Origin of the sequence: Arthrobacter sp. Soc17.1.1.1, from assembly GCF_036867195.1 — a bacterium.
Classification (GTDB): Bacteria; Actinomycetota; Actinomycetes; order Actinomycetales; family Micrococcaceae; genus Arthrobacter_D.
Genome location: NZ_JBAJII010000001.1, coordinates 3,337,536 through 3,361,842 on the forward strand (window position 1 = coordinate 3,337,536; position 24,307 = coordinate 3,361,842).

23 protein-coding genes and 2 riboswitches are annotated in these 24,307 nt (G+C 71.1%); of the genes, 8 read left to right on the forward strand and 15 right to left on the reverse strand.

Features of this window, described 5'->3' with window-relative positions; translation table 11 throughout:
- Positions 1 to 157: 157 nt before the first annotated feature.
- Positions 158 to 383: riboswitch (cyclic di-AMP (ydaO/yuaA leader) on the reverse strand.
- Positions 384 to 545: 162 nt separating this feature from the next.
- From V6S67_RS15410 to V6S67_RS15435, 6 genes are all read right to left on the reverse strand, one after another.
- Positions 546 to 1,598: a siderophore-interacting protein gene (locus V6S67_RS15410; RefSeq protein WP_334211057.1), complete on the reverse strand. Its 1,053-nt coding sequence runs from the start codon at positions 1,596 to 1,598 to the stop codon at positions 546 to 548.
- Complete coding sequence (locus V6S67_RS15415) at positions 1,595 to 2,542, reverse strand: ABC transporter ATP-binding protein (protein WP_334211058.1); 948 nt, start codon at positions 2,540 to 2,542, stop codon at positions 1,595 to 1,597. Before V6S67_RS15415 ends, V6S67_RS15410 begins: the two co-directional genes overlap by 4 nt.
- Before the next feature lie 2 nt (positions 2,543 to 2,544).
- The gene (locus V6S67_RS15420; protein ID WP_334211622.1) at positions 2,545 to 3,516 is read right to left on the reverse strand and encodes a FecCD family ABC transporter permease; all 972 of its coding nucleotides are present in this window, start codon (positions 3,514 to 3,516) and stop codon (positions 2,545 to 2,547) included.
- A gap of 98 nt (positions 3,517 to 3,614) precedes the next feature.
- Entirely contained in the window at positions 3,615 to 4,676 is a 1,062-nt protein-coding gene (locus V6S67_RS15425; protein ID WP_334211059.1) for a FecCD family ABC transporter permease, read from the reverse strand.
- Positions 4,677 to 4,810: 134 nt separating this feature from the next.
- A complete protein-coding gene (locus tag V6S67_RS15430) occupies positions 4,811 to 5,821 on the reverse strand; it encodes a glutathione S-transferase family protein (RefSeq protein WP_334211060.1) in 1,011 nt (336 codons plus the stop codon).
- Positions 5,822 to 5,899: 78 nt separating this feature from the next.
- Positions 5,900 to 6,991: a YihY/virulence factor BrkB family protein gene (locus tag V6S67_RS15435; protein WP_334211061.1), complete on the reverse strand. Its 1,092-nt coding sequence runs from the start codon at positions 6,989 to 6,991 to the stop codon at positions 5,900 to 5,902.
- A gap of 139 nt (positions 6,992 to 7,130) precedes the next feature.
- Here V6S67_RS15435 and V6S67_RS15440 point away from each other — a divergent pair, with 139 nt between their 5' ends.
- Positions 7,131 to 8,213 (forward strand): NAD-dependent epimerase/dehydratase family protein, encoded by a 1,083-nt coding sequence (locus V6S67_RS15440; protein ID WP_334211062.1) that lies wholly within the window; start codon positions 7,131 to 7,133, stop codon positions 8,211 to 8,213.
- A 43-nt stretch (positions 8,214 to 8,256) separates the two neighbouring features.
- Here V6S67_RS15440 and V6S67_RS15445 read toward each other — a convergent pair whose 3' ends face one another.
- Together V6S67_RS15445 and V6S67_RS15450 are read right to left on the reverse strand one after the other, a co-directional pair.
- The gene (locus tag V6S67_RS15445) at positions 8,257 to 10,326 is read right to left on the reverse strand and encodes a sensor histidine kinase (protein ID WP_334211063.1); all 2,070 of its coding nucleotides are present in this window, start codon (positions 10,324 to 10,326) and stop codon (positions 8,257 to 8,259) included.
- A 278-nt stretch (positions 10,327 to 10,604) separates the two neighbouring features.
- Positions 10,605 to 11,369 carry a DUF7793 family protein gene (locus V6S67_RS15450; protein WP_334211064.1) on the reverse strand — a complete coding sequence of 255 codons (765 nt, stop codon included), beginning with the start codon at positions 11,367 to 11,369 and terminating at the stop codon, positions 10,605 to 10,607.
- A gap of 149 nt (positions 11,370 to 11,518) precedes the next feature.
- Between V6S67_RS15450 and V6S67_RS15455 the strand changes: the two genes are divergently transcribed.
- The 3 genes from V6S67_RS15455 to V6S67_RS15465 all read left to right on the forward strand — a co-directional run bounded on the left by V6S67_RS15455 (position 11,519) and on the right by V6S67_RS15465 (position 13,745).
- Positions 11,519 to 12,889, forward strand: coding sequence for a dihydrolipoyl dehydrogenase family protein (locus tag V6S67_RS15455; RefSeq protein ID WP_334211065.1), 1,371 nt, complete (start codon positions 11,519 to 11,521; stop codon positions 12,887 to 12,889).
- A gap of 127 nt (positions 12,890 to 13,016) precedes the next feature.
- Positions 13,017 to 13,385 carry a hypothetical protein gene (locus V6S67_RS15460; RefSeq protein ID WP_334211066.1) on the forward strand — a complete coding sequence of 123 codons (369 nt, stop codon included), beginning with the start codon at positions 13,017 to 13,019 and terminating at the stop codon, positions 13,383 to 13,385.
- A 96-nt stretch (positions 13,386 to 13,481) separates the two neighbouring features.
- The gene (locus tag V6S67_RS15465) at positions 13,482 to 13,745 is read left to right on the forward strand and encodes a DUF6480 family protein (RefSeq protein WP_334211067.1); all 264 of its coding nucleotides are present in this window, start codon (positions 13,482 to 13,484) and stop codon (positions 13,743 to 13,745) included.
- 96 nt (positions 13,746 to 13,841) lie between these two features.
- Here V6S67_RS15465 and V6S67_RS15470 read toward each other — a convergent pair whose 3' ends face one another.
- From V6S67_RS15470 to V6S67_RS15485, 4 genes are all read right to left on the reverse strand, one after another.
- On the reverse strand, positions 13,842 to 14,168 hold the full coding sequence (locus V6S67_RS15470) for a PRC-barrel domain-containing protein (RefSeq protein WP_334211068.1): 327 nt from the start codon (positions 14,166 to 14,168) through the stop codon (positions 13,842 to 13,844).
- A 77-nt stretch (positions 14,169 to 14,245) separates the two neighbouring features.
- Complete coding sequence (locus V6S67_RS15475; RefSeq protein WP_334211069.1) at positions 14,246 to 15,295, reverse strand: iron-siderophore ABC transporter substrate-binding protein; 1,050 nt, start codon at positions 15,293 to 15,295, stop codon at positions 14,246 to 14,248.
- Positions 15,296 to 15,421: 126 nt separating this feature from the next.
- Entirely contained in the window at positions 15,422 to 15,847 is a 426-nt protein-coding gene (locus V6S67_RS15480; protein WP_334211070.1) for a ChaB family protein, read from the reverse strand.
- 127 nt (positions 15,848 to 15,974) lie between these two features.
- Complete coding sequence (locus tag V6S67_RS15485) at positions 15,975 to 16,958, reverse strand: ATP-grasp domain-containing protein (protein WP_334211071.1); 984 nt, start codon at positions 16,956 to 16,958, stop codon at positions 15,975 to 15,977.
- A gap of 190 nt (positions 16,959 to 17,148) precedes the next feature.
- Between V6S67_RS15485 and V6S67_RS15490 the strand changes: the two genes are divergently transcribed.
- Complete coding sequence (locus V6S67_RS15490) at positions 17,149 to 17,709, forward strand: dihydrofolate reductase family protein (RefSeq protein ID WP_334211072.1); 561 nt, start codon at positions 17,149 to 17,151, stop codon at positions 17,707 to 17,709.
- A gap of 21 nt (positions 17,710 to 17,730) precedes the next feature.
- Here the strand turns inward: V6S67_RS15490 and V6S67_RS15495 are convergent, their stop codons facing one another.
- Together V6S67_RS15495 and V6S67_RS15500 are read right to left on the reverse strand one after the other, a co-directional pair.
- Positions 17,731 to 19,302 (reverse strand): AbgT family transporter, encoded by a 1,572-nt coding sequence (locus tag V6S67_RS15495; protein ID WP_334211073.1) that lies wholly within the window; start codon positions 19,300 to 19,302, stop codon positions 17,731 to 17,733.
- A gap of 70 nt (positions 19,303 to 19,372) precedes the next feature.
- Positions 19,373 to 20,692, reverse strand: coding sequence for a M20 family metallopeptidase (locus V6S67_RS15500; protein WP_334211074.1), 1,320 nt, complete (start codon positions 20,690 to 20,692; stop codon positions 19,373 to 19,375).
- 177 nt (positions 20,693 to 20,869) lie between these two features.
- Here V6S67_RS15500 and V6S67_RS15505 point away from each other — a divergent pair, with 177 nt between their 5' ends.
- From V6S67_RS15505 to V6S67_RS15515, 3 genes are all read left to right on the forward strand, one after another.
- Positions 20,870 to 21,091 carry a hypothetical protein gene (locus V6S67_RS15505; RefSeq protein WP_334211075.1) on the forward strand — a complete coding sequence of 74 codons (222 nt, stop codon included), beginning with the start codon at positions 20,870 to 20,872 and terminating at the stop codon, positions 21,089 to 21,091.
- A 75-nt stretch (positions 21,092 to 21,166) separates the two neighbouring features.
- Entirely contained in the window at positions 21,167 to 22,804 is a 1,638-nt protein-coding gene (locus tag V6S67_RS15510; protein WP_334211076.1) for an ABC-F family ATP-binding cassette domain-containing protein, read from the forward strand.
- Positions 22,805 to 22,904: 100 nt separating this feature from the next.
- Positions 22,905 to 22,973: riboswitch (guanidine-III (ykkC-III) riboswitch) on the forward strand.
- A gap of 9 nt (positions 22,974 to 22,982) precedes the next feature.
- Positions 22,983 to 23,297 carry a DMT family transporter gene (locus V6S67_RS15515; RefSeq protein WP_334211077.1) on the forward strand — a complete coding sequence of 105 codons (315 nt, stop codon included), beginning with the start codon at positions 22,983 to 22,985 and terminating at the stop codon, positions 23,295 to 23,297.
- Between the two features lie 71 nt (positions 23,298 to 23,368).
- Here V6S67_RS15515 and V6S67_RS15520 read toward each other — a convergent pair whose 3' ends face one another.
- Complete coding sequence (locus tag V6S67_RS15520) at positions 23,369 to 24,163, reverse strand: GAF domain-containing protein (protein ID WP_334211078.1); 795 nt, start codon at positions 24,161 to 24,163, stop codon at positions 23,369 to 23,371.
- Between the last annotated feature and the right edge of the window lie 144 nt (positions 24,164 to 24,307).

Sequence of the window (24,307 nt, forward strand, 5' to 3'; positions counted from 1 at the left end):
CCGCGAAGAGGGGGCTGTGCGCGGGGTGAGGCTGCGAACGCAGCGAACGACGGTTCGGCGGAGGGGTGTGCGCAGGGAGCTGCGGCATCGCGTGGTGCTGGTCCGGGCGGGCGTCGGACGCTCGACGGCGCCCGGACATGAGCGTCTGGGTCAACTGCATACCTCTCTCACACGCCCGCGAAGTTAGCTGTCGGATTCGAGCAAGAGTTGACTCGGCCCCCACGGCGCGGCCCTCGGTGCTGCAGAAGCGCAGGAAGGGCCGTGCTGTCGACTATGCGTGAGGGCTTCACCCCGAGGCGGCTCGTGCCGCCGGAATGTGGATCCTCCACCCCTGTCACAGGTTGTCCAGGCGGTCCGCTGACAGGGTTAGGCGTGCGGACCTGAATTCCACGATGGAGCTTGACTGCTCAAACAGTAGGCGAGGAAAGGCGTAGTTACAATTCCGTTATCCACCCTGTGGACAATTCGTGCAATACTGCCCTCTGCCACCAGTAATCCTGAGGAAATGTGCGGCAGAACTTGAGTTCCGGCCGCGGGAAGCGCTGTCAGGACAGCTCCGCCCGACCCTTGCGCCAGTACCCCATGAAAGCAACCTGTTTCCGGTCCACTCCGACGTCACGCACGAGGTAGCGGCGCAGGCCCCGGACCACGGCGGCCTCGCCCGCGATCCAGGCGTAGAAGGGCTGGGTGCCCGGAGGCCGTTCCGGGTTGACGGTCGATTGCACGATCGCCGCCTCGAGCAGCTGCGGTGTCTCCCAGAGGATGGTCCTGTCGATGTCCACGTCCTCCGGCTCGCTGCCACCGCTGGCGGCGACCTCCCCGGAGAGGGAGACCCACCCCGGCAGCCGCACCGCGTTCCGGACGGCGGTCTCCAGCAGCTCCCCGTGGGGGCGGCGGCCGCGGGCCAGCCAGGTGATGGAGACCGAGGAGCGTGTGCCGATGTGCTGGATGTCCGCGCCGTCCGGCACCTCAAGGAACGCGTGGCCGCTGATGTCCTCGGGGAGCGACTCGAGGATGGCGCTGATCGCGGGCACCGCGGTCTCGTCGCCGGCGAGGAGCACGTGCTGGGCGAGGCCCGGGCTCCACTCGATGCCCCCGTAGGCACCCGCCGTCGCGCACTGCGCGGCGGCGGAGTTCGGTCCGATGACGCACACCCGGTCCCCGGGCCTTGCTGCTGCCGCCCATTCGGATGCGGGGCCACCACGGCCGTCCTCGTCGAGGTGCATCACGAAGTCCACGTCGATCTCCGGCTGCGGACCCGAGCAGCGCGAGTCGCGCACGGTGTAGGTGCGCATGGAGCCGCGCTCCTCCGCGTCCATGCCGAGCCACAGCTGGTACCAGCTGGACGCGGCGCCACCGCGCATCATGCCCGCGATGTCCGGGCACGCGCGTCCGGCGGACGGGATGACGATCTTGATCCGGAGGTCGAGGGTGTCCCCCGCGACGCCGAAGGACTCCAGGCATGCGCCGCCGAAGGTGATGCGGCGGAAGTTCGCGGTGAGGTCCTGCACGGCCGTGACGACGACGTCGAACGCCAGCACCATGGGCTCGGTGTCCGCCGCGGTGCGTCGGGCAGTCCTCTGTGTCACATCGGTCATGATGCCTCCATGCGTGCCGGGACGATGTCCTGGGGGTTGGATCGGTAACCGCGTCCCGGCTCACGGCCGGGAGCGGGAGTACTGGCGGGAACGGTTGCGGGAGTGCCGGCGGGCACGGCTGCGGGCGCGCCGTGGTGCCTGCCGACGGGAACCACCATCGGCGTGCCGGACACGGGGTCCTGGATGATCCGGCAGTCGAGGTGGAACACACCCGTCACCGTCTCCTCGGTGACGACGGCGGACGGCGCGCCTTCGGCGACGATCCGGCCTTCCCGCATGGCGATCAGGTGGTCCGCGTAGCGCGCGGCCAGGTTGAGGTCGTGCAGCACCATGACCACGGTGGTCCCGGAGCGCCGGTTGAGGTCGGTGATGAGGTCCAGTACCTCGATCTGGTGGGTGACGTCGAGGAACGTGGTGGGCTCGTCCAGCAGGAGGATCCCCGTCTGCTGGGCGAGCGCCATCGCGATCCACACGCGCTGGCGCTGCCCGCCGCTCAGCTCGTCCACGGTGCGGTCCGCGAGGGACAGCGTGTCGGTGGCCTCCAGCGCGCCCGCCACGGCGGCGTCGTCCTCCGGGGTCCACTGGCGGAACCAGCCCTGGTGCGGGTAGCGGCCGCGGCCTACGAGATCGGCGACGGTGATGCCGTCGGGGGCCACCGGGGTCTGCGGCAGGAGCCCGAGCAGGCGTGCGACGGCCTTCGTGGACTGGGTGGCGATGTCCGCGCCGTTGAGCAGCACGGTGCCCTCGACGGGCTTGAGCAGGCGTGCGAGCCCCCGCAGCAGCGTCGACTTGCCGCACGCGTTGGCGCCGACGATCACCGTGACCTTCCCGGCGGGCAGCGAGAGCGAGAGCCCGTCGACGACGGTGCGCTCGCCGTAGGCGAGCGTGATCCCGGCGGCGGACAGCGAGGCCGCTCCCGTATCGATCGGTGGGCGTGGAGCCATGGTCAGCCTCCCTGGCCGGAGCGGTTGGCGGTGGCGAGCAGCCACAGCAGGAACGGCGCGCCGAGGGCGCCCGTGACGATGCCGACCGGCAGCGACGTCCCGGGCACGAGGTTCGCGGCGACGAAGTCCGCGCCGAGCACGATGACCGCGCCGACGAGGGCCGCCATGGCCAGCGACGGTCGGTTGCCGAGCAGGCGGCGGGCGATCGGCCCGGACAGGAACGCCACGGAGGCCACGGGGCCGGCGGCGGCGGTCGCGACGGCAGCGAGGGCCACAGCGGTGGCCATCAGCCCCAGACGGGACGCCTCGACGCGGATCCCGAGCCCCGCGGCGGCGTCGTCGCCCAGTTCCAGGCCGCGGAGGCTGCGCGCGAGGACCGCAGCTGCGGGCAGCAGCACCACGAGCGCGCCGACCAGCACGGTGGCGCGGTCCCAGGTGCTGGAGTTGAGCGAACCGCCGAGCCACAGCACGGCCTCGCTCGCCGTCCGCAGGTCCGTGCGGGTGATGAGGAAACTCACCACGGCGTGCAGCACCGCGGCGAACCCGATCCCCACGAGGATGAGCCGGTACCCGGCCACTCCCCCGCGGCGCGAGACGAGGTAGATCGCGGCCGCGACCATCAGCGCGCCGAGCAGCGCCGAGACGGACACGGCGGCGCCCGCGGCACCGAACAGCACGATCACCGTCACCGCGGCCGCACTCGCGCCGTAGCTGATGCCGATGATGTCGGGACTCGCCAGGGGGTTGCGCAGCATCGTCTGGAAGACGGACCCGGCGATGCCGAACGCCACACCGATGAGGAGCCCGATCACGGCCCGCGGCAGCTTGTTCTCCAGGACGATGAAGCTCGCCCCCGGGATGTCCGCGCCGCCGAGGATCCGGAAGAAGTCGGGGATGGTCACGGTGTAGGAGCCGAGGAGCACGTCCACGGCGAACAGCACCACGACGACGGCGGCAGCCGTGGCCAGCCGCAGCCCCGCGCTCCTCCGGCGACGGGCACGGGTGGCGGTGAGGTGCTCGGTGGGACGCAGCGGGCGTGCGGTGTCGGTGGCAGCGTGCTCGATCGACGCGCTCACAGCTGGGCCATCCGCCGGCGCCGCACGAGCCAGATGAAGAAGGGCGCTCCTACGACGGCGGTCATGATGCCCACCTGCACCTCGCCGGGCGGCAGGACCACGCGGCCGAGGACGTCCGCGCCGAGCAGCAGCACCGGTCCGAGGAGCGCCGAGAAGGGCAGGATCCAGCGGTAGTCGGCGCCGACGACGAGCCGCACCGCGTGCGGAATGACGAGGCCCACGAACGCGATCGGTCCGGCCGCCGCCGTGGCCGCACCGCACAGGACCACGACCCCGAGGGCCGTGACGCCGCGGGCCAGGTTCACGTTCTGCCCGAGGCCGCGGGCCACGTCGTCGCCGAGAGCCAGGCTGTTGAGGACCTTGCCCGTGGCGAGCGTCAGGACGAGTCCACCGAGGAGGAAGGGCGCGACGGCGCCGATCACGTCCCAGCCGCGCCCGGACAGCGTGCCGACCTGCCAGAAGCGGAACGCGTCGAGCGTCTCCTGGCTCGAGACGAGGACGGCGTTGGTGAGGCTCCCGAGGCCTGCGGCGAGGGCGGCACCCGCCAGGGCGAGCTTGACCGGCGTGGCGCCCTCCCGGCCGAGGCTCGCCACGGCGTAGACCAGGAGCGCCGCGGCGCCGGCGCCGGCGAACGCGCACCAGATGTACCCGGAGGCACTGCCGAGGCCGAGGACGTAGATGCCGAGGACGACGGCGAGGGACGCACCCGCGTTGATGCCGAGGATGCCCGGGTCCGCCAGCGGGTTGCGGGCCACACCCTGCAGCGCGGCGCCGGCGGTGGCGAGTGCGGCGCCGACGAGCAGTCCGACGACGGTGCGCGGCACGCGGGAGAGCACCACGGCGTGATCGCCGTTGGACGGGTCGAACGCCGTGACGGCGTCGAGCATGGTGCCCAGACCGACCGAGCGTGCCCCGATGGTGAGGGAGGCGAGGCACGCCACGAGCAGCACCAGCACCGTGAGGACGAGCTTCGCGAGGGTCCGGGAGGTCGACGCCCGACGACGGGCGGGGCGATCACCGGCAGGACCAGGGCGCAGGGAGGTGGCCTGGACTGCCATGATGCCTCCCTCAGACGGTCGATCGGTCTGAAGTAAGGCTAGCCTACGCTCCGGAGAATTAGGAAACGAGTTCGTTCCCTAATCCGGCGCGGAGGACGGGCCGCGGAGAGGGCACCGCCGGCCCGTCCTGCGGTCTACGCGGCGACCGGCGGGGTGCCGTTCCCGAAGGGCCGACCGCCCAGCGCCTCCCTGCCATGCGCGGTCGTCCACCCCGTGAGGTCCGGGCCCTTGGGCACGATCCCCGTGGGATTGATGTCCTCGTGGACGATGTAGTAGTGCTGCTTGATCTGCTCGAAGTCCACGGTGTCCCCGAAGCCCGGTGTCTGGAAGAGATCGCGCGCATACCCCCACAGCGCCGGCATCTCGCTCAGCTTGTTCCGGTTGCACTTGAAGTGGCCGTGGTAGACGGGGTCGAAGCGCACGAGCGTGGTGAAGAGGCGCACATCGGCCTCCGTGATGGTGTCGCCGACCAGGAAGCGCTGCGTGGTCAGCCGCTCCTCCAGCCAGTCCAGGGCGGTGAAGAGGCGGTCGTAGGCGGCGTCGTACGCTTCCTGCGACCCCGCGAAGCCGCACCGGTACACGCCGTTGTTGACCTCCGTGAAGACGCGCCGGTTCACGGTGTCGATCTCCTCGCGCAGGGCCTCGGGGTAGAGGTCGGGTGCACCCTCGCGGTGGAAGTCCTTCCACTCGCTCGAGAAGTCGAGGGTGATCTGGGGGAAGTTGTTGGTGACCACGGCGCCGGTGGTGGTGTCCACGATCGCCGGCACGGTGATGCCACGGGAGTAGTCCGGGTCCCGCTTGAAGAAGGCCTCCTGGAGCCGCTCGATGCCGAGCACGGGATCACGACCGTCGGGGTCGAGGTCGAACGTCCACGAACGGCTGTCATGGGTGGGGCCGGGAGTGCCGAGGGAGATCGCGTCCTCGAGCCCCAGGAGCCGCCGGACGATGATGGTCCGGTTCGCCCAGGGGCAGGCCCGGGCGGCGATGAGCCGGTAGCGTCCGGCCTCGACGGGGAAGCCGTCGGCGGCGTCGCGCGTGATCCGGGTCTCGATGTACTGCGTGTCCCGCGTGAACTCCTTGCCACCGGTCACGTAGGACCCCTTGGTGCTGTGCTCGGACGTGTCGGCCTGCTCGGTGTCGGTCATGCTGCCAGTCTAGGGCGGCGGGCACGCAGGAGGCCCGGCCGAAGAACGTGGCCGGGCCTCCTGGCGGGTTCAGCAGGGCTACCGCCGGGCGGATTCCCGCCCGTACTTCTCGCGGAGCTCTCGCCCTTCCCGGACGAGCTTGAGGTGCTTCTCGGCCTTCTTCTCGGCGGCCTTGCTGTCGCGCGGCGGCAGCTGGATGGTCTCCTCCGCCTCGATGCCACCCTGCAGCTGGCGTCCGCGCTCCATCTCGGCGTCGAACTCGACGCCGAACAGCAGCGAGATGTTGGCGAGCCAGATCCACAGGAGCAGGACGATCACGCCGGCAATGGCACCGTAGGTCTTGTCGTAGCTGCCGAAGTTGGCCACGTAGAGGGAGAACGCCGCCGTGGTGAGCGCCAGGACGATCAGGGCGATGAAACCGCCCAGGCTCATCCAGCGGAACTTGGGCTGCTTGACGTTGGGGGCACCGTAGTACAGCACGGCGATCATGAGGACGGCGAAGAGGACCATGACGGGCCACTTGGCGATGTTCCAGATGACCAGGGCGGTGCCGCCCAGGCCGATGGTGTTGCCGACGGCCTCGGCGACGGGGCCGGACAGCACGAGCATCAGGCCCATCGCCACGATGAGCACGAGGACGATGACCGTGATGAGCAGCATCTGGGGGCGCAGCTTGATGAAGCCGCGGCCCTCCTCCACCTCGTAGACGCGGTTCATGGCGCGGGAGAACGCGTTGACATACCCCGAGGCCGACCAGATGGCGCCGAGGAGGCCGATGACGAATGTGAGGCCCGCGGCCTGGTTCGAGGCGAGCCCCTCGATGGTGGGCCGGATCGTCTCGAGCGTCTCCGGCGGGGCGAACTGGCCGATGATCTCCAGGACCTGGTTCGTGGTGTTCTGCGCCTGCCCGAAGAGCCCCAGGAGGGAGAGCAGGGCGAGGATGCCGGGAAAGATCGCGAGGACGGCGTAGTACGTCAGCGCGGCCGCGAGGTCGGTGCACTGGTCCTTGCCGAACTCGTTGACGGAGCGCTTGAACACGTACTTCCAGGCCGGCTTCTTGACGTCCTTCGGATCGTCCGGCTTGCGGGGATCGTTCGGATCGGGCGCATTCTGGGCTTTCTGCGCCGCGTTGCTCTGCGGCTCGCTGCGCACCCTGCTGTTGCTGCTCACGGATACCTCCGGCTCTGGCCCCCGACAGGGGCGTTCCTGCTGCTGTACGTCTGCTTCAACTGCACCATAAGCTTGCTTACTAGTCCAGTCCGGATCGGCACCCCCGCCGACCGGCACCACCCGACCCAGGAGAGTACACATGCGTATCGCAGTCATCGGCGCCACCGGAAATGTCGGCACGGCGGTCCTCTCCCGGCTCCGGCGGGCCGCCGACGACCGGGAGGCGATCCAGCGTTCCGGCTATGACACCTCCACGGACACCGGCGGCATCACGGTCACCGCGATCGCCCGCACGGTGCCGGACACGTCCCAGCCCCCGTACGACGGCGTGGACTGGCACGCGATCGACATCGGCACGGACGAGGGCCGGGACGCGCTGACCCTCGCCCTCGCCGGCGTCGACGCCGTCATCCACCTGGCGTGGGCCATCCAGCCGAACCGCGACGAGGCGGCCATGCACAGGACCAACGTCACCGGCACGGCCAACGCGCTCGCCGCGGCCGGCGCCGCAGGCGTGCGCCAGTTCGTCTGCGCCTCCTCGGTCGGCGCCTACTCCCCCGCGGACAAGACGACGCGGAAGGACGAGTCCTGGCCCACCGGAGGGATCGACTCCTCGCACTACAGCCGCCACAAGGCCGAACAGGAGCGGCTGCTCGACGCGTTCGAGCGCGACCACCCCGAGATCCCGGTGGCACGGCTCCGGCCCGGGCTGATCTTCCAGGCCCCGGCCGGCAGCGAGATAGGCCGCTACTTCCTGGGTCCGCTCGTGCCCAGGGTGCTCCTCGGCGGGCTGCCGCTGCCCCTCGTGCCCATCCCGGCGTCCTTCGTCTTCCAGGCGGTGCACGCCGACGACGTCGCGGAGGCCTACTGGCGTGTCGTCGCGCGCCGGGCCTCGGGCGCCTTCAACATCGCCGCCGAACCCGAGCTCACCCCGGAGCGTGTCGCCGATCTGCTGGACGCGCGCCGGGTCATCGGCCTCCCGGTGCGCCTGCTGCGGTGGATCGTCGGCGCGAGCTGGGCCCTGGGTCTCCAGCGCACGGATCCGGGCTGGATCGACATGGCGTCGCAGAGTCCGGTGATGGACACCTCGAGGGCGCGGGACGTCCTCGGCTGGGAGGCCCGGCACTCCTCGCGGGAGGCCATGGCGGAGGTCCTGGCGGGTCTGCGCGCGGGCAGGGGCCACGGCGGTTCGCCGAAGCTGTACCCGCGATCGGACGGATAGCCGCCCGGTCGTCGAGGCGCCCCGTGCGCGTCTGGGCGCCTCGTCAGGGCGCCGAGACGCGGGGGGTGTGCTCGGCACTCACCAGCGGGATGCCCTCCGGCAGCTGCTCCGGCGACCCCGGCAGGCTGACCGTGAACTCCGCGCCGCCCTCCTCGACGTTCCGGACGCTGATGGAACCGCCATGGGCCTCCGCGATGCGGCGGCAGATGGCCAGCCCCAGGCCGGTGCCCGTGGCCTGCCCGAGCCCGTTCTCGGAGCGGTGGAACTCCTCGAAGACCCGCTCGAGATCCCCCTCGGGGACCCCGATCCCGTTGTCCCGCACGTGGACCAGCGTCTGCCCGGTCGACGCGTCGGGACCCGTCGTCACGGTCACCTCGCCCGTACCGTCCGTCCTCCCGTACTTCATGGCGTTGCCCACGAGGTTCTCCATGAGCTGCAGGAACAGCCGCTCGTCGGCGTAGACGGGATCGGGCGCGTCCACGGTGAAGGCGACATCGGGGAGCTGTGTCCCCGGCAGCGCGGTGCGGAGGTCGATGATGCCCTCGACCAGCCCGCCGACGTCGATCCTCGACGCGGTGAGCCGCTCCTCCTTGGCGAGGCTGTAGGCCAGCAGGTTGCGGATGAGGGTCCTCATGCGCAGGCTCGCCCGCTGGAGCCGTTCGATGCTGGCCTGCCTCTCGGCGGGCGGGAGATCCGGGTCCTCGAGCAGTTCGAGCCACCCGTCGAACACCGTGAGCGGCGTCAGGAGGTCGTGGGCGACGACGGACGCGAAGCGCCCGAGATCGCGCTGGTACAGGCGCTCCCCCGTCACGTTGCGCATCACGAGCACCGCACCGCGTCCACCGGGGAGGGGGACGGCGTCGACCGACAGGTGCGTGACCTCGCCCGTGCGATGCGTGAGATCGATGTCCATGCGCTCGGTGACGATCCCCTGCAGCGCAAGGGTCAGGGGGTTGTCCTCGTCGGTCACGGGCTCCCCCCGAGGGGTGGTGACCTCGTAGTCGCGCCGCCAGATCTCCCCGGGCCGTGCGGTGCCCGGACCCAGCCAGCGCTCGCTCGCCCCGTTCTGGAAGATCAGGCGCCGGTCCGGACCGGCGACGAGGACGCCGTCGTTCATCCTGCCGATCACGAGGTCCCGGAGCTCCGCGGCCGTCCTGGCCTCCTCCGTGGCGCGGTACAGGCTGGCGATCAGCCGGCGACGCTCGTCCATGCTGAGGGCGAGGACCGCCGAGAGCGAGAAGGCGATGAACATGAAGGACTGCGCCACGTAGGCGCCGGTCATGGGGCCCAGCTCCTGGAAGGGCCCGAGGCCCGCGAGGGTGAAGAAGACGAGGAAGGCGCCGCTCAGGAGCCCGTGCAGCATGGCCCACCCCGCGCGGAGCCGGAGGCCGGCCCACATGTGGGCCGGGATGGTGATGTAGGCGATCGGCAGGGCCGCGGCGGTCCCGAAGGTCGCGGTGTACAGGACCACCGAGACGAGGACGAGGAGGGCATACTCGGCGCGGCGCGCCCCGGTGAGCGGCGGAGGCACATCGCCGTCCGCCCGGGCCCTGAGGTTCGAGGCGAGGACGATGCCGAGGGACCCGAGCGCGGTCAGGGACACGGCGTGACGGACCAGCCAGGGGATGAAGGCCGCCAAGGGCTCGGCCATGCCGTCGAGCGCGCTGCCGGCGACGATGAACAGCGCGCCCACAGAGCAGGCGGCGACGGCCACCCCGCCGAGCCGGAGGTAGTCGCCCACGGACCGGACGGTGACGCCCGGCACGAGTCGCCGGAAGAGGGAGGCGGCCACGGCCGTCTGCGCCATGCTCCCGACCGCGACCGCGAGCGCCAGCGCCGGGCTCAGGCCGGTGGCCAGGTTGACGACGGCCAGGAGGGGCAGGGTCGCAGTGAGGGCCACGGCGAGGTCGCGGCGGGTACGGGAGGCCCAGAGACCCCAGAGGAAGTTGATGCCCGCGGCGGGCCAGACGAGCGCGAGCCCCGAGGACTCGAGGTTGGTGTGGCGGCCGAAGATCGCGGCCGCGGCGAGCAGGAGGGCGAACAGTGCGTGGAGGGACACGGGAGGAAGCGACACCAGTGTCCGCGCGACCACCTGCATGCGCCTGTCACCCATCCTGCCCGTCCACCGGCACCCGTATCCTGCCTCGACGGGACCGGGAGCGCGGCCGCGACCGGCCGCCGATGGACAGCATACTTGCTGCCTCCCCCGCCCCGTGGGCGCTCCGGCCCCGGCGGGGCGGGCTCCCGAGAGCTCCCGCCCCTGCCCGGCGTCCTGCTGTCCTGCCGGCTACCCGAGGGGTCGCGGATGCCGCCGATGCCGGAGCCCGCGAACGGGCGCCGCCGGTCGAACAGGGTGAACACGTGCAGGGGCAGCGTAGGCCTTGACGGTTCTCAGGCGGTTCCTCCTGAGGAGGTGTCCATCCGGGCCAGCCAGCGGAGGGCTGCGGCCGTCGAGGCGAAGAACCTCGTGGGATAGGGCGGCGCGTGGAGCTGCTTGTAGTACCTGGCGATCGTCCGGTCTCCCTCCGCTCCGACGATCGCGAGCGCGCAGACGCCCAGCCGCTCCGCGAACACGTCGAGCGCTTCGCGCGTGAGGGACACCATGTCGTTGTTGAGCGCGAGCATCGGCGGACGCCGGAGGGGATTCAGGGCGGCCGCTGCGGCGACCAGCGATTCCGCGGCGTCGGTGGTCACGCTCGTGCCGCGGTCCCACTCGACCACCAGGATGCCGTCCTCCATGCGGGCCCGGAACGGGCTCGGACGGGCGGCGTCCCGGCTGGTGGCCTCCCCACCGTCGGCCTTCCCGGTCAACCACGCGATCGCCTCGGCCTCGTCGGTGAAGTACCTGCTCGGCGTCGCCGACCGGTAGTTGAAGGCCGTGAGCACCTTGCCCACCTCGTCCACGCCCACCACCCCCGTGCGCAGCGAGCAGGTGTCCTCGATGAGCAGGTGCCGGGCAGCCAGGGTGATCGCCTCGACCAGTCCGATGTTCACCAGGAGGGGGCGCTTGCCGGCGGGCGACGCCGCCGTCACGGCGGCCGTCGTCGAGCGGACGTCGTCCGCCTCGATGACGACGCCCGCGGCCCAGCGCAGGCGCAGAAAATCGCCGTCATCCGTCAGTGTGTAGCGCGACCGCTCCCCAGCGTGCCCAGGCATCTGCATCCGTTCGAATCGTGTGAGCTTCGATCCTAGGCGCCGGGGACGCCGGCGTCAGCACATGGCGCCCGTGGCGGCGGCGCATTGTGGCCCCGGCCGCAGCCGTGCAGGATGGGACGAGCGCCCGGAAGAGACCGAAGGAGTGTTCCATGGACTACACGTTCGACGTCCTCGTGATCGGCGGCGGACCCGCCGGCATGGCGGCGGCCACACGCGCCGCCGAACTCGGGGCGCGCACAGCCGTCGTGGAACGCTCGGCCCTGGGCGGCACCTGCGTGAACTCGGGCTGCGTGCCCACCCGTGTGCTCGCCAAGACGGCGCGCCTGTTCCGCGAGGTCCGGACGGCGTACGACTACGGGATCGTGGTGGACGCGCCGTCCGTCGACTGGGAGAAGACCGTGCAGCGCGTCCACGCGACCGTGGCCCGCGTGCTCGCCGCGAAGGGGTACGGGCCCACCATGGAGCGCCTCGGCATCGAGCTGATCGAGGGCGACGCCGAGCTGACGGGTGAGCACACGGTCGTCGTGGGCGATCGCGAGGTGACCGCCGCCTCGATCATCCTGTGCATCGGCGGGAGCGGCCGGCGCCTGCCCATCGAGGGTGCCGAGCTCGCAGTGCTGCCGCACGAGGTGCTGGGCCTCGAGAGTCTCCCGGGCACGGTGGCGATCATCGGCGGCGGACACACCGGAGCCCAGATGACCACCATCTTCGACGCTCTGGGTTCCGAGGTCCTCCTGCTGGACCTGGCGCCGCGCATCCTCATGACGGAGGACGACGACGTCGCGGCCGCGGTCACGGCCGCCTTCACCGGCAAGGGCGTGCAGGTGGAGACGGGCATCGGCGGGGTGGACGGCATCCGCGCGGACGGCGGAGGGCTGAGCCTCACCTGGCAGCAGGACGGCGCCCCGCGCTCCCGGTCCGTGGACGCGGTCATCATGGCGGCGGGCTGGCCCGCGAACCTGCCGGGGCTGGGTCTCGACGCGGCCGGCGTCGCGACCTCCCGCTCCTTCATCCCCGTGGACGAGTACCTGCGGTCCAACGTGCCGCACATCTTCGTGGCGGGCGATGCCAACGGCAGCAGCATGCTCGTGCAGGCGGCCGTCTTCGAGGGCGAGACAGCGGCCGAGAACGCCGTGCTGGGTGCCACGCGCACCACCCCGCACCACCTCCTGCCCGAGGGCGGCTTCACCGACCCCGACTACGCGGGCGTGGGGCTCACCGAGGCCAGGGCCAGGGAGCGCGACGCCGAATGCCATGCCGTCACCGTGCCCTATGCCGCCGTCGAACGCCCCATCATCGACGACCGCGAGCAGGGGTTCCTCAAGCTCGTGGTCGACCGGCGGCGGGAGCTGATCCTCGGGGCACACGCGGTCGGGGAGAACGCCGTGGAGGTCATCACGGCGGTGGCATCCGCGATGGCGGCCGGCACGGACCTCGCGACGCTCGCCCGGGTGAAGTTCGCCTACCCCACGTACAGCGCCGTCATCGGGCACGCGGCACGGGCGGCCCTGCGCAGCTAATGCCCCTCCCGGCGGGGGAACCCGTGCCCGGCAGCAGCCTGTCCTGCCCCGGATCCGCGCTGCTACAGTGACTGTCACCCACAGGGCACGGTCTCATTCCTCACACCACGGCAGGAAGACGACGGCGATGACCGACAGGAAATTCAGCGCGACGGAAGAGTCGACGAGCAAGCACCCGCAGGACTGGGGGCGCGCCATGGCGGTGGCCATCTGCCGCCTCGCGGAGATGGCGAGGGAGGCCGGGGATCCGGTGCACCACGAGGCACTGATCGGCGAGGACCTCCACCTCTTCGTCGAGGACACCGCGGACGGCGTCAGCATCACGATGTCCTGGACGCCGCGCGAGCAGGGTGCCTCACCGCCGGCGACGATCGCGCTGCCACCGGCCGACGGAGGCGCGGATGATGACGCGGATGACGACGCGGAGACCCCTCACAGCGCTTCGGGCCAGCGATTCGATCCTACCGGCGGCAGTACGGCAGGGGTCGGGCAGTAGTCCACCCCCGGTCCGCACCGGACACTTGATAAGCAGACTTACGATCCACGGGGTAGGGTGACAGGGAATCACCCAGCCAACCATGTGGAGGACAGCATGAGTGAACGCCCGGACCCCTCGAACGCGGGGAACCCCGATCCCATGGAGAACAACATCACGGGACTGGAGCCCGGCGGCGGTGTCCCGCCCGGAGAGACGCCTCCCGCGGAGGCCAGCACCACCTGGCAGCAGGGGCACGCCGACGAGGAGACTCCCTCGAAGGGACTGCAGGGGGTCTGGCTCGGCGTCATCGGGCTCGTGGTGCTGCTGGTCCTGGTCTTCATCATCGGGAACATCGTCGGCATCTTCCAGATGTTCTAGACGCTGGTGTCCTAGGCACGGTCCGATGCACCAGGAAGCCCCCGTCCGCGAGCGGACGGGGGCTTCCTGCGCTCCGTGGAGCGGAGCCGGCCGGGCCTAGGAGGCGTCGGCGCCGTCGCGGAGCCTGTAGTAGTCGATCAGGGCCGACTCCTCCTCCGGCGAGAGCTCGATGCTGCTGGCCGCACCCGGTGCGTCGGAGATCGTGCTCTTCGGCCAGGCGAGGTGGAGGTCGTCACCCTCGAAGCGGGAGTTGGCGAGGGGCACGTAGTGCTTGCGCGAATTGAGCAGCCCGAGGGACACGGTGATCCAGGCAGGGATGCCGGATTCCTTCTCGAGGTGCACGTCGTTCACGTCGCCGAGCTTCTTGCCGTTGCTGTCCCAGGCGGTTGCCGCCTGGAGTTTGTTGATTTCCGACTGGGCCATCGGTTTCCCTTCGTAGGACGAGCTGTCGATCCGCTCCCATTCCAGCCCAGATACGGCCGGAGGGCAATCGGCCGGCGTCAGGCCTTGTCCGCGGCCTCGCCGAGCATCGGCAGGAAGCGATCCAGGGCCCAGACGAGGCTCAGCGGGTTGGCGGCCGAGATGGACAGCGTGAGGGTGTTGTCGCTGTCCGCCACGAGCGCTCCGCGTTCGACGGCGGGGATCTGGCCGAGGAGCGGATCGCCGGCGATGGCGTCCTCGGTGGCGGCGTCGGGCACCCAGGTGACGAAGATGTCCGAGTCGAGTTCGTCGGCGCGCTCCGCGGACCACGGGATGAAGAACTCCTCCGAGTTCTGGGTGTTCTCGGTGACGACGTCCGCCTGCACCATGCCGAGCTCGGTCAGGAACCGCGGGCGGTTGTCGTTGGCGGTGTAGACGCTGACACCTTCCGCGCTGCCCGGCTCGAGGTTGCCGTAGATGAAGGTCTTCCCGTCCAGCTGGGGGTACTCGGCGGCCGCGTCGGCGATGGCCTGTTCCGTCTCCGACACGAGCTGCTCGGCGTCGCCGGACAGGCCGAGTGCCTCGCCGATGATGCGCGTGGAGTCCTGCCAGGCGGTGCCGTAGGCGACCTCCGGGTACGCGACGACCGGCGCGATCTTGCTGAGGGTGTCGTAGTCCTCCTGCGAGAGGCCGGAGTAGGCGGCGAGGATGACGTCGGGGTCGGTGGCGGCGATGTCGTCGAAGGCGATGCCGTCCGTCTCGGAGTACTGCGCCGGGGCGTCCTCCGTGCCGATGGCGGCGCCGAGCTCCTCGAGCTTCGCGTCCTTCCACGGCGTGGACTGGTTCTCGTTGCCGCCGTAGGTGTCCGCCGGCATGCCGACGGGCACGACGCCGAGGGCGAGGGACACGTCCGCGTTGACCCAGGAGACCGTGGCCACGCGCTCGGGCTTCTCGGTCAGGGTGGTCTCCCCGAAGGCGTGCTCGATCGTGACGGGGAAGGCGTCGGCGTCGGCCGTGGCGGTGCTGCCGCCGGTGGTCGCGGTACCGCCGTCGGCGGGGCCGGTGGAGCAGGCGGACAGCGTGAGGACGACGGCGGCTGCGGCGATCAGGCCGCGCAGGCGGGGGGCCATGAGGCTCCTTGGCTTCTAGGGCGAGCGGGGCCTCGCTCGAGGCCCCGGGGAAGTAGAAGTAAGGCTAGCCTAAGGAGTCGGCGATTACGAAATGGTTTTGTTGCGTAATGGGGCTACGTGCCTCGCCTATCGTTCCTCGCGTGCCCTGCGCGTCGCCCGGTCGTTGGCCTTCTGCAGCGCCGCCACGAGCTCGTCCTTGGACATCCGCGAGCGGCCCGGCACGTCGAGTTCCTTCGCGAGGTCGTAGAGGTGCTTCTTCGAGGCGTTGGCGTCGACCCCGCCCGCCGTGGGTCGTGCCTCGGCACCCCCGCCGGCCGCCTGCTGGTCCGAGGGCCCCTTCTGCTCCTTCGGCTCCCAGTGGTCCCCCACCTTCTCGAAGCCGTGCTTCAGCGAGGCGAACGCCGTGCGGCGCGCCCGCTCGCCGTCGCCGTACTGCTCCTCGGCGGCGTCGAGGGTCGCCGCGAACGTGTCCTGGGCCTTCTCGTCGGACCGCTGCAGCGTGCTCGGCAGGGTCTCGGTTCTGACCTTGCCGTCCTTCGTGAAACGGGACATCGGCTGCATCCTTCCATCGGCACTCCCCGCGCGACAGCCGCGGGCCGTACGAGCACGCTACCGCAGGCGGCCGCCCGGGGGGGGGCGAGGTCCGTACCCGACGCCGGGCCGGCACCGGGTGTATCCGTCAGGCGAGCGTTTTCAGGTACCGGGCGAGCTCCCGCGGCGCGGACTTCGGGGCCACTGCCTCGACGACCGCGTTGTAGTTGGTGTTCGTGTTGACGTCGTACGTCACCACGCGCCCGTCCGCCGTCTCGATGAACTCGATGCCGCACACCTCGAGGTGGTTGCGCCGGGCGAACTCCTCGAACTGCGCGATCACGGGGTGGCTGAATCCCTCGCGGAGGCTGAAGAGCTGCTGGCCCGGTTCGGGGGCGATCGTGGCACCGGGCGGCATGATCGGCCTGCCGGTGTCCGGGTCGATCGCGCAGGCATCGGCGGGGCACAGCTGGAAGCCGCCGCGGGCGGTGTCCGCCGTGATGGCGTAGACGAACGTGCCGCCCACGATCTCCGCGCGGGTGATGAAGGGCTCGGCGGCCTGGATGTACTCCTGGACGAGCGTGATGCCGTCCTGCGGCTCCTCGAAGTCCGGTGAGCCCACGTAGGCGGCCAGGTCCTCGTGCGCATCGAACTTCCGCACGCCCAGGCCCTTGCCGCCCTGGTTGTGCTTGACGATGAAGGGCGTCGCGAAACCCTCGGCGGCCTCGAGGATGCGCTCCCGTCCGATGGCGGCCACGGTCCGCGGGGTCTCGATGCCGGCCGCGCGCAGCGCGGTCAGCTGGTCCACCTTGCTCATCTCGAGCTCGAGGACGCGCCGCCCGTTCACGGTGCGGCGCCCGTGGGCCTCGAGCCACGACAGGACGGACCGGGCGTAGTCCTTGGACAGGGCGTGGTCCCGCGTGTGCGCCGAGGCGCTGATGCGGGACCAGAAGATGCCCTCCGGCGGCGTGGAGTCGAGGTCCAGCACCCCGTCCGTGAGCAGCCACTCGACCACCTCGACGCCCTCGGCCTCGAAGGCGCGGGCGAACGGCGGGAACCACTCCGGGTTCTCGTGCAGTGCGTAGACCGTGGTCACAGGGGTCCTTCCGTCGACGAGGTGATCTGGCGGCATAACCCGTGCGTCCGGGCACCTATTCCGGACGGTACGGCCGGCGCCCGCCCGGACGGCCCCCTGGCGCTCCGCAGGCGCGCCCGATGAGTTCCGGACGCACGGCCCGTCTACAGTTCGATCTGACACACCGGATCGCCGTCCTGCCGTGCCGGTGGGGCCGGACGATCCGCCACCATGGAGAGGGAACACCATGCGCACACTCATCGTCACCGAACTCATCTCGCTCGACGGCGTCATCGACTCGCCGGGCGGCGGCGACCATCCGCACGCCGGCTGGACCTTCAAGGACATCGAGTTCGACGAGGCGGCCTACGAGATCAAGGGCCGCGAGCAGGACGAGGCGACCGCCCTGCTGCTGGGACGGGTCAGCTACGACGAGTTCGCCCCCGTATGGCCCACCATGGACGAGTTCGCCGAGTACAACGCCATGCCGAAGTACGTCGTGTCCAGCACGCTGACCGACCCCGCGTGGAACAACACCACCGTGCTGCGGTCCCTCGACGACGTCGCCCGGCTGAAGCAGGAGGACGGCGGGGCCATCCTGGTGCACGGCAGCGGGACCCTCGCGAAGAACCTCGCGACCGCGGGCCTCGTGGACCGCTACCACCTGCTCGTCTTCCCGGTCCTGCTCGGCTCCGGCAAGCGATTGTTCGACGACGCGCCGCAGGCGACCAAGACGGCGCTCTCCCTCGTGGAGCACACCGCCTATCCGAACGGCATCACGCTGGCCGTGTACGACGTCGTCCGCTGACCGGCGGGCCGCCCGCGGCGGCTACTCCTCGATGAAGATGCCGTTGCCCGGTCCGAGCGGCAGGTCGAGGTAGAAGAACACCGTCAGGATGGCCACCCAGGCGAGCCAGAACGGCACCACGAAGGGGAGCATCCGGGCCATGAGGGTGCCGAGGCCGGCGTCCGGCTCGTACTTCCGCAGCATGGTCAGCAGCACGATCATGTACGGGTTCAGCGGCGTGATGACCTGGGTGGCCGAGTCGCCGACGCGGAACGCGCCCTGGATGAACGCGGGCTCGTACCCGAGCAGCGCGAACAACGGCACGAAGACCGAGGCCATGAGCGTCCACATCGAGGATCCGGAGATGATGAACAGGTTCAGGACGGACGCCAGGAGGATGAACGCGAGCACCGCCGGGTAGCCGGTCAGGCCGATCGTCTCGAGGCCCGAGGCCCCGGCGACGGCGATCCACGAGCCGATGCCGGACCAGTTGAACAGGGCGATGAACTGGCCGAGGATGAACGCGAGCACCAGGAAGCCCGCCATGTCCTTGATGGCCTCGCCCATGACGCGGGGTACGTCGCGCCCCGTGGTGATGGTGCCGACGACCCGTCCGTACACGAGTCCCGGAACGGTGAAGAGCAGGAAGACGATGAAGACGATCGAGCTCAGCAGCGGCGAGCGCGGCAGGAACCCGCCCGTCTCGTTCCGCCAGGGCGAGTCCGGGATGATCACGGCGACCAGGATCGCCACGGCGACGATGCCTCCGACGATCAGCGCCCAGCGCAGGCCGCGCGCCTCCTGCGGCTCCAGGTCGGCCTTCAGGACCACGGGCGCCGCGGCGTGCTCGCCGTCCTCCACCATCTCGTCGACGGGGACGCCCTGCCGGGCGAGCCGGGGTTCGAGCACCCTGTCGATGATGAACCCGGCGATGACGATCAGCACGAGCGAGGACGCGATGTTGAAGTAGTAGTTCGAGAGCGGCGTGACGGGCGCGCCGGCGTTGGGCAGGCTCTCGGTGACCGCCGTCGTGATGCCGGCGAACAGGGCATCGAGGCTCGTGACGAGCAGGTTCGTGGAATATCCCGCGCCCGCCGCCGCGAAGCCGCCGAGCAGCCCGGCCACCGGATGCCGCCCCGCGGCCTTGAAGACGAGGGCCGCGAGCGGCGGGATGATGACGAAGGCGGAGTCGGACATGACGGACCCGACCACGCCGACGAAGCCCACCGCGTACGGCAGGGCCCAGCGGGGTGCCGAGCCGAACACCTTGCGGATCAGGGCCCCCAGCAGGCCGGACTTCTCGGCCACGCCGACGGCGAGCAGGATCGGCAGCACCGTGGCCAGCGGCGGGAAGCCGAGGTAGTTGGCGCCGAGGTTCTCCGTGAGCCACGTCAGGCCCTCCGCGGTGAAGAGACCCTTGATGACCGTCGCCTCCTCGGCGCCCGGCACCTGCACGGTGACATCGCCGAGCGCCATGCCGGTGGTGACCACGGCCGTGATGCCGAAGAGGATCAGGAAGAGCATGAACGGGTCGGGCAGTCTGTTGCCCACCCTCTCCACGCCCGTGAGGAACCGGTCCGTCAATCCCGGGCGGGGTGCTGCAGTGGTCGACATGCGTTCTCCTTGGCGGTCGGTGCGTCGGGCGGTGCGTCGGGCGGTGCGTCGGTCCTTCAGTGCATGGGCGTCAGGCGAAGTAGCCGGGCACGTCGATCGCGCCGCCCTGCGTCGCGAACTCCTCGTGCACGGCCGCGCGGAGGGACTCGTCGACGAGGTAGTCCAGGGCCGTGAGCGCCAGCCCGACGGCGCCGTCCAGCGCGCCCTGCTCGGCAGCGGCACTCCCGGCTGCCTCGGCGAACCCTCGCGTGTGCAGGGGGGTGGAGGGCTCCGCGATGCGGATCAGGGGGTGGATCCCGGGGACGCGGTAGCTGACGTTCCCGAAGTCGGTCGATGCGGCGAGTGTCTCCGAGACGACACCGAGGGGCAGCGGGGAGCGGCCCCGCCGCTGCTGCGCCGCGACCCACCGGCCCGTGAGCGCCCCGTTCGTGCGGATGGGCAGCGACGGCGGGTGCTCGTCCCACTGCAGGTCCACGGCCGTCCCCGTCATCAGCGCCGCACCACGGGCCACGTCCTCCAGCCGCGCACTGAGGTCCTTCAGGGTCGCGGGCTGCTGCGATCGCGCGTAGAGCTTCATCACGGCACGCCCGGGGATGATGTTGGGGCTCTCGCCGCCCTCCGTGATGGTGGCGTGCACGCGGTCCGACGGCGGCAGCTGCTGCCGGAGCAGTCCGATGCCCTGGTAGGCGAGGCTCGCGGCGTCGAGCGCGTTCCTGCCCATGAAGGGCTGCGCGGACGCGTGCGCCTCGACCCCCGTGAAGGTGAGGGTCAGCAGGCGGCGCCCGAGCCAGACCTGATCGGCGAGGTCGTAGCCGTAGGGGTGCACCATGATCGCGGCGTCCACGTCGTCGAACGCCCCGTGGCGCGCCATGACCTCCTTGCCCGAGTGGCCTTCCTCCGCCGGAGTGCCGAGGAACAGGACGCGGCCCGGCAGCCGGTCCGCGTGCGCTGCCAGGGCCAGGAAGGCGCCGAGACCGGCCGCCGCGATGACGTTGTGGCCGCAGGCGTGGCCTATCCCGGGCAGGGCGTCGTACTCGGCGAGGATCGCGATGGTGGGTCCCCGCTCCGCGCTCCCCGCTTCCGCCCGCACCGATGTCTCCACGCCGTACTCCCCGAGGCGCGCCTCGCTGCCGTGGCGCTGGATTTCCTGCTGGAGCAGCGCTGCGCTGGAGTGCTCCCTGAACGCGGTCTCCGGGTGGGCGTGCAGGTGCCGGACGACGTGCCGCAGGCGCTCCGCGACCGCTTCCACCCCCTGCTCGACGTCGTCGGACAGATCGGCGGGTGCACCCGCGAACGGTGACGGAACCGGCACCGCCTCGGCCAGCAGGGAGCGTGTCCGCTCGTCGATCGATGCCAGGTAGGCCGTATCCGGCCGTGCGGGTGCAGTCATTCACGTAGCTTAGGCAACGATCAGCAGCCTGCGCAGTCCTCTCCGCGCGTGCCGGTGACGACGCGCGGGCCTGACCGGAGAAGATAATCTCCCCGAAACATGCGGGCAACACCGCTCCCCGACCATGGAGGAAGCCGCCCACCGTCTCAGCGGGCAGCACCGAACCAAGGAGCACCGATGACCGCCATCGCCACCCACACCACCGCCCGCATCCTCGATCTCGCAGCCCTCGGCACCGGGACGTTCGTCGAGGCGCGCCGCAGGGGCGACGTGCACTACCGCGGATACGTCGAGGACACCGCTCCCGCCCTCGGCGTCGCCTGGATCCGCGACGACATGACCGGCCAGCGCGCCATCCTGGACCTCGACGAGTACAGCATCTGGCGCATCGGCGGCTGAACGGCGTCCCGGCCGGGTCCTGCCCCCCGCCGGGCCGGCTCGTCGGGCCGGTGCAGCGCCTCCTAGACTGGACGGATGACTGCAACCCTCGTGGCGAAGGACCTGTCCGGGGGCCACGCCCACCGCACCCTCTTCTCGAAGCTCGACCTCACGGTCGCGCCGGGTGACGTCGTCGGCGTGGTGGGCGCGAACGGTGCGGGCAAGACGACGCTCCTGCGCCTGCTCGCCGGAGCCGACACCCCGCTCGCGGGCACCGTGCGGACCAAGCCCCCGAACGCCTTCGTGGGGTGGCTGCCGCAGGAGCACGAGCGGCTCGACGGCGAGACCGTCGCCGCGTACATCGGCCGCCGGACCGGCACGACGGCGGCGACCACCGCCATGGAGGACGCCGCCGCGGCCCTGGGAAGCGGCGCGCAGGGCGCCGACGACGCCTATGCCGCCGCGCTCGACCACTGGATGGCGTCCGGCGCCGTGGACCTCGAGGACCGCATGCCGGCCGTGCTGGCGGACGTCGCCGGCGGCATCGACCCCGCGTCCCTCACCACCGCGCTCTCCGGCGGGCAGCTCGCCCGGGTGGCCCTGGCCGCCCTGCTGCTCAGCCGCTTCGACGTCGTGCTGCTCGACGAGCCCACCAACGACCTCGACCTCGCCGGACTCGAACGCCTCGAGGCGTTCATCCAGAACCTGCGCGGCGGCGTCGTCCTCGTCTCCCACGACCGCGAGTTCCTCGCCCGGTGCGTCACCACGGTCGTCGAACTCGACCTCGCGCAGAACAGGGTGGCCGTGTACGACGGCGGGTACGACGCCTTCCTCGAGGAACGCGCCGTGGCGCGGCGGCACGCCCGCGAGGCGTACGAGGAGTACTCCGAGAAGAAGCAGGACCTCGTGGGGCGCGCCCGGACGCAGCGGGAGTGGAGCTCGCAGGGCGTGCGCAACGCGCTGAAGAAGAACCCCGACAACGACAAGATCCGCCGCAGGGCGAGCGCCGAGTCCTCCGAGAAGCAGGCGCAGAAGGTCCGCCAGATGGAGTCGCGCATCGCACGCCTGGAGGAGGTCGAGGAGCCGCGCAAGGAGTGGCAGCTGCAGTTCACCATCGGCGCGGCACCGCGCTCGAGCGCCGTCGTCGCGACCCTGAACAACGCCTCGCTCACACAGGGCGGCTTCACCCTCGGACCGGTCTCGCTGCAGGTCGATGCCGGCGAGCGCATCGGGATCACGGGCCCCAACGGCGCCGGCAAGTCGACGCTGCTGCGCCTCCTGCTCGGTCACCAGCAGCCCGACGACGGCGCCGCCGCCCTGGGCGCGAGCGTCGCCGTGGGCGAGATCGACCAGGCGCGCGGCCAGCTCGACGACACCCTCCCCCTCGGCGCCGCGTTCGAGGCACTCGTGCCGGACCTCTCGCAGGGCGAGGTGCGGACCCTGCTCGCGAAGTTCGGGCTGAAGGCCGACCAGGTACGCGCCGTCGTCGGTTCCCTCTCCCCCGGGGAGCGGACACGCGCCGGGCTCGCCCTGCTGCAGGCACGTGGCGTGAACCTCCTCGTCCTCGACGAACCGACGAACCACCTCGATCTGCCGGCGATCGAGCAGCTCGAGGACGCCCTCGAGTCCTACACGGGCGCCCTGCTGCTCGTCACCCACGATCGCCGGCTGCTGGAGAACGTCCGCCTCGACGGGCGCTGGAGCGTGGAGCAGGGCCGGGTCACGGTGGCCTGACCCCGCCCCTGCCCTCCTCCCTGGCCCGGTGCCGGGAGCCCGGTGTGCAGGATCACCGTTTCCGGCCGTGCGCCGGTCCCGGCGGCGTGCCACCATGGACGGTGAGGCGGTCACGCGCCGCCTCCCGGACGATGGGTGCCGTACCCGGTGTGCGACAAGACGGCCCAGGGAGAGAATCATGGCCTGGCTCGTCCTCGTGATCTCCGGAGTCCTCGAAGCCGTCTGGGCCACCGCCCTCGGCAAGTCCGACGGCTTCAGCAGACTCGCACCCACCGTCGTGTTCGGCGTCGCCATCGTCGCGAGCATGGCAGGCCTCGCCTACGCCATGCGGACCCTGCCCGTCGGCACGGCCTACGCCGTCTGGGTGGGGATCGGGGCATCGCTCACCGTCGTCTACGCGATGGCCACGGGTACCGAACCGGCGTCGCTGCTGAAGATCGTGTTCCTCCTCATGATCGTCGGCGGCGTGATCGGGCTCAAGCTCATCCACTGACCGGGCGCCGCCCGGGAAGGCCCTGCGCCGGCCGGCTGCCGCCGACCACCACCGGCCACCGGCGGATGCCGCTAGACGCCGATGAGACCCTGCACGGATGCCGCGAGGATCCGCAGGGACCGTGCGTCCGCCAGGGAGAACCCCCGGGGCCGGTCGGCGACGACGCAGAGCGAGCCGATGCGCCAGCCGCCCGGCCCGAGCACGGGGTATCCCGCGTAGAACCGGAGATGGGGTTCCCCGACCACGAGGGGGTCCGAGGACACCCGGGGGTCGTGGAGGGCGTCGGTGACGATGAACGGCCCCGGGCCGTCGATGGTGCGGTGGCAGAAGAAGGCCTCCTGAGCGTCGGCCTGTCCGATGCTGCCGGCCGCGGACGTGACGACGTGGTGCCTCCTCGTGGCGAGGGCGAGCGAGGACGCGCAGCCCGGGAAGCGCCGCGCGGCCTCGGCGGTCACGGCGTCGAGCTGCCTCCTGCTGCCGCCGCGCAGGAGCCCTGCGCGCTCCAGCGACTCCAGGCGCAGGTCGTCCGCGGCGGACGCGCTGACCAGCGGGCGGATCAGGTCCGCCGGGACCACGTCGGACCCCGGATAGGAGCCGAAGGCCTCCGCGCCCTGCCAGGCCGGGTCACCGCGCAGGGGTGCATGCCCGCCGGTGTCGGGCCGTTCCTCGACGAGGACGTTGACGGCTCGGGAGATGAGGTCGCGGTCGGTGCGCGGTGCGGGCAGCAGACCGCTCAGGTAGCCGTCCACGAGGAGGCCCTCGCCCGTCCCGCCGAGGCCGACGTAGACCACCCACACCTCGAAGGGATCCACGCCCGCCTCGGCGAGGACCTGCCGGGTCATCCATTGCTGGGGAACTGCCTTCACGGGGGAACCGCCCTCATCGGCGTCGACACTGGTTCCCGGTATTCGGCGCCGCTCCGCGCCCGGATGTGTCGGTCTCCCGTGTTTTCTCCGGTCTGCCTTGAGGTACGGCGGACGGGTTGCGGCAAAACTGAGCCGCGACATCCG

Excerpts from the sequence above, each read along its gene's own strand:
- V6S67_RS15410 (WP_334211057.1), bottom strand. The coding sequence starts at position 1,598 with ATGACCGATGTGACACAGAGGACTGCCCGACGCACCGCGGCGGACACC.
- V6S67_RS15415 (WP_334211058.1), bottom strand. The coding sequence starts at position 2,542 with ATGGCTCCACGCCCACCGATCGATACGGGAGCGGCCTCGCTGTCCGCC.
- V6S67_RS15425 (WP_334211059.1), bottom strand. The coding sequence starts at position 4,676 with ATGGCAGTCCAGGCCACCTCCCTGCGCCCTGGTCCTGCCGGTGATCGC.
- V6S67_RS15430 (WP_334211060.1), bottom strand. The coding sequence starts at position 5,821 with ATGACCGACACCGAGCAGGCCGACACGTCCGAGCACAGCACCAAGGGG.
- V6S67_RS15440 (WP_334211062.1), top strand. The coding sequence starts at position 7,131 with ATGCGTATCGCAGTCATCGGCGCCACCGGAAATGTCGGCACGGCGGTC.
- V6S67_RS15445 (WP_334211063.1), bottom strand. The coding sequence starts at position 10,326 with ATGGGTGACAGGCGCATGCAGGTGGTCGCGCGGACACTGGTGTCGCTT.
- V6S67_RS15450 (WP_334211064.1), bottom strand. The coding sequence starts at position 11,369 with ATGCCTGGGCACGCTGGGGAGCGGTCGCGCTACACACTGACGGATGAC.
- V6S67_RS15455 (WP_334211065.1), top strand. The coding sequence starts at position 11,519 with ATGGACTACACGTTCGACGTCCTCGTGATCGGCGGCGGACCCGCCGGC.
- V6S67_RS15460 (WP_334211066.1), top strand. The coding sequence starts at position 13,017 with ATGACCGACAGGAAATTCAGCGCGACGGAAGAGTCGACGAGCAAGCAC.
- V6S67_RS15465 (WP_334211067.1), top strand. The coding sequence starts at position 13,482 with ATGAGTGAACGCCCGGACCCCTCGAACGCGGGGAACCCCGATCCCATG.
- V6S67_RS15470 (WP_334211068.1), bottom strand. The coding sequence starts at position 14,168 with ATGGCCCAGTCGGAAATCAACAAACTCCAGGCGGCAACCGCCTGGGAC.
- V6S67_RS15475 (WP_334211069.1), bottom strand. The coding sequence starts at position 15,295 with ATGGCCCCCCGCCTGCGCGGCCTGATCGCCGCAGCCGCCGTCGTCCTC.
- V6S67_RS15480 (WP_334211070.1), bottom strand. The coding sequence starts at position 15,847 with ATGTCCCGTTTCACGAAGGACGGCAAGGTCAGAACCGAGACCCTGCCG.
- V6S67_RS15485 (WP_334211071.1), bottom strand. The coding sequence starts at position 16,958 with ATGCCGCCAGATCACCTCGTCGACGGAAGGACCCCTGTGACCACGGTC.
- V6S67_RS15490 (WP_334211072.1), top strand. The coding sequence starts at position 17,149 with ATGCGCACACTCATCGTCACCGAACTCATCTCGCTCGACGGCGTCATC.
- V6S67_RS15495 (WP_334211073.1), bottom strand. The coding sequence starts at position 19,302 with ATGTCGACCACTGCAGCACCCCGCCCGGGATTGACGGACCGGTTCCTC.
- V6S67_RS15500 (WP_334211074.1), bottom strand. The coding sequence starts at position 20,692 with ATGACTGCACCCGCACGGCCGGATACGGCCTACCTGGCATCGATCGAC.
- V6S67_RS15505 (WP_334211075.1), top strand. The coding sequence starts at position 20,870 with ATGACCGCCATCGCCACCCACACCACCGCCCGCATCCTCGATCTCGCA.
- V6S67_RS15510 (WP_334211076.1), top strand. The coding sequence starts at position 21,167 with ATGACTGCAACCCTCGTGGCGAAGGACCTGTCCGGGGGCCACGCCCAC.
- V6S67_RS15515 (WP_334211077.1), top strand. The coding sequence starts at position 22,983 with ATGGCCTGGCTCGTCCTCGTGATCTCCGGAGTCCTCGAAGCCGTCTGG.